The organism is Mucilaginibacter sp. P4_G9 (genome assembly GCF_056400985.1).
The window spans coordinates 1-6,080 of record NZ_JBFUKF010000305.1 but is presented as its reverse complement, the minus strand read 5'-3'; the positions used below and the strand labels follow the sequence as shown (position 1 = coordinate 6,080).

The window sequence follows — 6,080 nt, the reverse complement described above, 5'->3', positions numbered from 1 at the left end:
CTATACCACCGGTAATACGCCCACTAAATATTAGCAACGGCAGTAATATGAAAATGGCCCGCAGCATCAATTTCAGGATAAGCGATAACCTCTCGGGCATAAAAAGCTATATTGGAACCATTGACGATAAATGGGTTTTAATGGAATTGGATTATAAAAGTAAAATTCTAAGTTATACCTTTAGCGGCGATATTGAGCCTGGTAAACACGTATTTAAGCTTACCGTTGCCGATAACAAAAATAATTTTGCGGATTTTACAGCAGATTTTTACCGATAAACAACCCAAACAATGTCAATATTAAAAGAAGGCGATAAAGCCCCGGATTTTATAGCAAAAGACCAGAACGGGAAAACCGTTTCATTAGCTGATTATAAAGGCAAAAACGTGATCCTTTATTTTTACCCAAAAGATGATACTCCCGGCTGCACAGCCGAATCATGTGATTTCAGGGATAACTATCAATCGCTGCTGAGCAAGGGCTACGAGGTGATTGGTGTAAGTACCGATGACGAAAAATCGCACAAAAAATTCGAGACCAAATATAGCCTGCCTTTTACGCTGATAGCCGATAACGAAAAGGCAATTGTTGAAGCCTATGGCGTTTGGGTTGAGAAAAACAATTACGGCAAACAGTATATGGGCACCGCCCGCACCACCTTTATAATTAATGGCGATGGCATCATTGCCCACCTGATTAGTAAAGTTGATACCAAGAACTCATCACAACAAGTGCTCGACTTAGTAAAATAAGTGTTAAAAGAACAATAATTATTTTTACTTTAGCAGCTCAGTTCCCTAAATTTATAATGAAATCAACTATTAAAGACTTAGAAAAAACCGCGTCACAGATCAGGCGCGACATTGTACGCATGGTACATGGTTGTCAATCAGGCCACCCGGGTGGTTCATTAGGTTGCACAGAGTATTTTACCGCCCTGTATTTTGAGGCGATGAACCACGACCCTAAATTTAATATGGATGGTATTGGCGAAGACCTTTTCTTTTTATCAAACGGCCACATTTCGCCGGTGTTTTACAGCACTTTGGCGCATGCGGGCTACTATGATAAAGCCGAAATGGCAACCTTCCGTAAGCTTAATTCGCGCTTACAGGGCCACCCTACCACACATGAACATTTACCGGGTGTACGTATTGCTTCGGGCTCATTAGGCCAGGGCTTATCTGTGGCTATCGGCGCTGCTTTGGCTAAAAAGCTAAATGGCGATAAAAGCCTGGTCTATACACTACATGGTGATGGCGAATTACAGGAAGGACAAATTTGGGAAGCAGCAATGTTTGCGCCGCATAACCAGGTAGATAACCTGATATCAACTATTGATGTAAACGGCCAGCAAATTGATGGACCAACCAAACTTGTTTTATCACTTGGCGATTTACATGCCAAATGGGAAGCTTTTGGATGGGATGTTTTGGAAATGAAAGGCAATGACATGGCTGATGTGGTTAAAACTTTGGCGTTGGCTAAAAGCCGCAGCGGTAAGGGTAAACCTATCATGATATTAATGCATACCGAAATGGGTTATGGCGTTGATTTTATGGTTGGCAGCCACAAATGGCATGGTGTTGCTCCAAATGATGAGCAACTGAAATTAGCACTGGCTCAACTGGAAGAAACTTTGGGCGATTATTAAGCCCCCCGGCCCCCTAAAGGGGGAGCGAAAATAAATAACTATCATTAACCACAATTAAACAAAGTAGCCCTCTCTTTTGGAGAGGGTTGAGTGAGGCCTCTCATGAAAAAATATACTTACACAGAAAAAAAAGATACCCGCTCGGGCTTTGGCGCCGGGTTGCTGGAAGCCGGCAGAAAAAACGACCAGGTGGTTGCACTTTGCGCCGACCTTATAGGTTCGTTAAAAATGAATGATTTTATTAAGGAATTTCCTGAGCGTTTTGTACAGGTGGGTATTGCCGAAGCAAACATGATGTGTATTGCTGCAGGTATGACCATTGGTGGTAAAATACCTTTTACAGGTACTTTTGCCAACTTCTCAACCGGTAGGGTTTACGATCAGATTCGCCAATCAATAGCGTACTCTAACAAAAACGTTAAAGTTTGCGCATCGCACGCCGGTTTAACTTTAGGCGAGGATGGTGCAACACACCAGATACTGGAAGATATCGGCCTGATGAAAATGCTGCCGGGGATGACGGTTATCAACACTTGTGATTATAACCAAACCAAAGCTGCCACTATGGCAATTGCCGAATATGAAGGCCCGGTTTACCTGCGTTTTGGCCGCCCGGTTGTTCCTATTTTTACAGATCCTGATCAAAAATTCGAGATTGGAAAAGCATGGATGGTGAATGAAGGCGCCGATGTTAGTATATTTGCAACCGGTCACCTGGTATGGCAGGCAATTTTGGCAGGCGAGATACTGGCAGAGCAAGGCATTGATGCCGAGATTATTAACATCCATACTATTAAACCTTTGGATGCCGAAGCGGTATTAAAATCGGTAGCAAAAACGGGTTGCGTGGTTACTGCCGAAGAGCATAACCGTTTAGGTGGATTAGGCGATAGCATAGCACAGGTTTTAGCTACACATAACCCTACCCCGCAAGAATACATCGCTGTAAATGATAGCTTTGGCGAAAGCGGCACACCTGAGCAACTGATGACCAAATACGGCCTTGATGCAGAACATATTGTACTTGCCGCAAAAAAGGTTATCGAAAGAAAACAAAAATGCTTAATTAGCATTTAACTATAAAAATTATAAAATGTCGGTGCAGGTTGAAGATTCAGAGATTTTAAGCAAGTTCCAGGACGAAAAAACGCGTAACGAAGCGTTTAACCTGTTGCTTAAAAAATACCAGCAAAAAATTTACTGGCACGTTCGCCGAATGGTAATTGACCATGACGACGCGGATGATCTTACCCAGGATGTTTTTGTAAAAGTTTGGAAAAACCTGTTGGGTTTTAGAAACGATGCGCAACTTTATACCTGGATGTACCGCATAGCATCCAACGAATGCATTACTTTTTTGAACAAGAAAAAACAAAAAAATAATGTTTCGTTGGATGATGTTGCTTATGAACTGGCTGATACACTGGCCGATTCGACCTACTTTAACGGCGACGCGGCACAACGCAAATTACAGGAAGCGTTGCTAACCCTGCCAGAGAAACAGAAACTGGTATTCAACATGAAATATTATGAGGATATGAAGTATGAAGAGATTTCGGCAGTGCTGGGTACAAGTGTAGGTGCTTTAAAAGCATCCTTTCACCTTGCAGTTAAAAAAATAGAGACTTATTTGCTTTCTAAAGATTAGTTCAGAATTAATTCAGATTTACGTTAAACCTTTTAGCACTTTGTTCATCTATAGTTATGTATGAAAAGCGATATGGACAATAGGGAATGGCTGGATGATTATACATCACTTAAACAGGTAARCACAAACAACCCGTTTATGGTGCCGTCTGGCTATTTCAATGAATTAGCGCAGCACATAACATCACGCATCAGGCTGGAAGAGCTAAAAAGCTCATCTACAGGGTTTATCGTTCCTGAAAATTACTTTGAACAATTAAGCAGCAACATACAAAGTCGCGTAAATATTGAATCGGCTTTAGCTACCGGGAACACCGGCTTTACTACCCCTCCCAATTTTTTTGAAGAACAGGCAGGCAATATCCAAAGCAGGATTACCATTGAACAATACGTGAATAATGAAGCTGAAAGCTTTAGCATTCCCGAAAATTATTTTGAAGAGCTGGGCACTAACATCCAAAGCAGGATTGCAGTGGAGGAACTTTTAAATAACCAGGATGAAGGTTTTACGATTCCTGAAGGTTATTTTGATGAGCTGGGCAACAATATTCAAAGCAGGATTGCAGTGGAGGAGCTTTTAAATGAGGAAAGCTTTACTGTACCAGCAAATTATTTTGAGCAGCTTAACCAAAGCATTTTAAATAAAACTGTTAACCAGGTTGAAGAAGTTGCCCAGGTGATTAACCTGCAGGCTACAGTTCAAAAGAGAGGTGTTATTCGCAAAATGTTTGCTTCGGCTACCTTTAGGTATGCTACTGCGGCTTGTTTTGCTTTAATTCTTGGCGTAGGTGTGGTTTTGAAAAGCCCGACACCTACAGATCATAACCACTCTTACCTGCACCAGGAATTATCAACTGTGCCTGTAGCCGAAATTAAAAACTACCTGCAATTGCATATGGATGCCAGCGATACCCGTACACTGATGGATGGCTCACAAAAAATTAACAGCGAGAGTTTGGACGAAGATCTGTCGGATTATATAGATACTAATTAATTAAGGAGTTTTAATGGGTAAGTTAATCAGGCATATTTTTTTAATACTATTTATTATAGCTGCCGGTCTTGAATCCTACGCGCAGGTTAACAACCTGGCACCGACCAGGCAAAACGCGGCACGCCCTAAGAAAAATGGAATGGGCGCTAAGCTTGAGGCCGCACGCAACAATTTTATCAGCAAACAGCTTGATCTTAGTGACCGTGAATCAACTAAGTTTTGGCCGCTATACCGCCAATATCAACAGGAGCTAACTGCTGTACGCATCTTAAAACGTTTAAACAACTCCAGTGCCTCCTCTAATGGTACAGAGCAAATAGACAAGGAAATTTACTACGAAAGCCAGATGGTAGCTATACGCAAACGCTACCGGGACTCTTTTTCAAAAATACTTCCACCCGAAAAAGTAAGCAAGCTTTACAAAAGCGAACAGGAATTTAACGACGAACTCATTAAACAACTCAGCGAACGCAGCGAACGGGCGGGGAATTAGTCATTAGTCATTAGTCATTAGTCATTAGTCATTAGTCATTAGTCATTAGTCATTAGTCATTAGGGGGAATTGCCGGCGATTTGTTTTGTTTTAGATTTCTCACATTAAAAGTTCACTGGCATTACCTCACAATTAACTTATCTTTGGGCCAATAACTCAAGACTTAGAACTTAATACTTTTATGCCTACCCTACGTCAGCTTTTTTTGGCTAATAACGCGCAAACAACCAATTTCCCTTTATTACTGGAATTTGAGCGTGCCGAGGGTATTTATATGTACGATGCAGCGGGCAAGGCCTTTATTGACCTCATCTCGGGCATTGGCGTAAGCAGTTTGGGGCACGGCAATCCATACGTAAAAGAGGCCATTAAACAGCAGGTTGATAAATACATGCACCTGATGGTTTATGGCGAGTTTGTACAAACACCGCAAGTGCGTTTTGCTGAAAAGCTGTTGTCATTACTTCCCGGGAACCTGCAATCAGTTTATTTTACCAACTCTGGCGCCGAGGCGGTTGAAGGAGCCTTAAAACTGGCCAAGCGTTTTACCGGCAGGCAGCAAATAGTGGCCTTTCATAATTCATACCACGGCAGTTCGCACGGGGCCTTAAGTGTAATGGGTAACGAGGAATTTAAGCAGGCCTACCGGCCTTTGCTGCCTGGTGTTACCTTTATTCGGTTTAATAACGCCGATGATCTGCCGCAGATAACCGATGAAACCGCCTGTGTTATTGTTGAAACCATACAAGGCGAGGCTGGTATCAGGGTACCTAACATTGCCTACATGCAGGCTTTGCGCAAACGGTGTGATGAAACAGGCGCACTGCTTATTTTAGATGAGATACAGGCCGCGTTTGGCCGTACAGGTAAACTTTTTGCTTTTGAGCATTTTGGCATTGTACCCGATATATTGTTACTGGCAAAAGCCCTGGGGGGAGGAATGCCCATCGGCGCTTTTATATCATCCAACAATATAATGGATTCCTTAAAAGAAAACCCTATCTTAGGCCATATCACCACCTTTGGTGGCCACCCGGTATGCTGCGCAGCAGGACTGGCCGCCCTGGAAGTTTTGATTAATGACGACCTGGCATCGGGCATAGCCGAAAAGGAAACGCAGTTACGCAAGTTGCTGGTTCACCCGGCCATAAAGGAAATTCGGGGAAAAGGGCTGATGCTGGCCGTCGAACTTGAAGATTTTGATCTGAATAAAAAAATAATTGACCGCTGTATCGAAAACGGCGTAATAACTGACTGGTTTTTGCATTGCAGCAATTCTATGCGCCTTGCCC

7 protein-coding genes and 1 pseudogene are annotated in these 6,080 nt (G+C 42.6%); all 8 read left to right on the top strand.

Annotated elements, in window-relative coordinates; translation table 11 throughout:
- Nucleotides 1-278 (top strand): annotated as a pseudogene (locus AC1DPZ_RS20230) (M23 family peptidase); the annotation flags it as partial.
- A gap of 12 nt (nt 279-290) precedes the next feature.
- On the top strand, nt 291-752 hold the full coding sequence (gene bcp, locus AC1DPZ_RS20225; protein WP_477406777.1) for a thioredoxin-dependent thiol peroxidase: 462 nt from the start codon (nt 291-293) through the stop codon (nt 750-752).
- 56 nt (nt 753-808) lie between these two features.
- Nucleotides 809-1,654 carry a transketolase gene (locus AC1DPZ_RS20220; protein ID WP_477406775.1) on the top strand — a complete coding sequence of 282 codons (846 nt, stop codon included), beginning with the start codon at nt 809-811 and terminating at the stop codon, nt 1,652-1,654.
- Between the two features lie 102 nt (nt 1,655-1,756).
- The gene (locus tag AC1DPZ_RS20215; protein WP_477406773.1) at nt 1,757-2,731 is read left to right on the top strand and encodes a transketolase family protein; all 975 of its coding nucleotides are present in this window, start codon (nt 1,757-1,759) and stop codon (nt 2,729-2,731) included.
- 16 nt (nt 2,732-2,747) lie between these two features.
- Nucleotides 2,748-3,302, top strand: a complete 555-nt coding sequence (locus tag AC1DPZ_RS20210; RefSeq protein ID WP_477406771.1) for an RNA polymerase sigma factor — start codon at nt 2,748-2,750, stop codon at nt 3,300-3,302.
- Between the two features lie 60 nt (nt 3,303-3,362).
- Entirely contained in the window at nt 3,363-4,295 is a 933-nt protein-coding gene (locus AC1DPZ_RS20205; RefSeq protein WP_477406769.1) for a hypothetical protein, read from the top strand.
- Nucleotides 4,296-4,308: 13 nt separating this feature from the next.
- Nucleotides 4,309-4,788: a hypothetical protein gene (locus AC1DPZ_RS20200; protein ID WP_477406767.1), complete on the top strand. Its 480-nt coding sequence runs from the start codon at nt 4,309-4,311 to the stop codon at nt 4,786-4,788.
- Nucleotides 4,789-4,969: 181 nt separating this feature from the next.
- Nucleotides 4,970-6,080 (top strand): aspartate aminotransferase family protein (locus AC1DPZ_RS20195; RefSeq protein WP_477406765.1); only part of this gene is annotated, 1,111 nt, incomplete at its 3' end.